The organism is Leclercia tamurae (genome assembly GCF_025566055.1).
GTDB lineage: Bacteria > Pseudomonadota > Gammaproteobacteria > Enterobacterales > Enterobacteriaceae > Enterobacter > Enterobacter tamurae.
The window spans coordinates 1-255 of record NZ_JAMHKS010000014.1; the positions used below are offsets into that span (position 1 = coordinate 1).

Consider the following 255-nt stretch of genomic DNA (forward strand, 5'->3'; position numbering starts at 1 on the left):
GATGGGAAACAGGTTAATATTCCTGTACTCGGTGTTACTGCGAAGGGGGGACGGAGAAGGCTATGTTGGCCGGGCGACGGTTGTCCCGGTTTAAGCATGTAGGCGGAGGTTCCAGGTAAATCCGGAATCTTATTCAACGCTGAGGTGTGATGACGAGGCACTACGGTGCTGAAGCAACAAATGCCCTGCTTCCAGGAAAAGCCTCTAAGCATCAGGTAACATCAAATCGTACCCCAAACCGACACAGGTGGTCAG

Annotated in this window: 1 rRNA gene; it reads left to right on the forward strand. The window is 52.2% G+C overall.

Going from position 1 to position 255, the window contains the following annotated elements:
- Positions 1-255, forward strand: a 23S ribosomal RNA gene (locus tag M8318_RS22780); the annotation flags it as partial.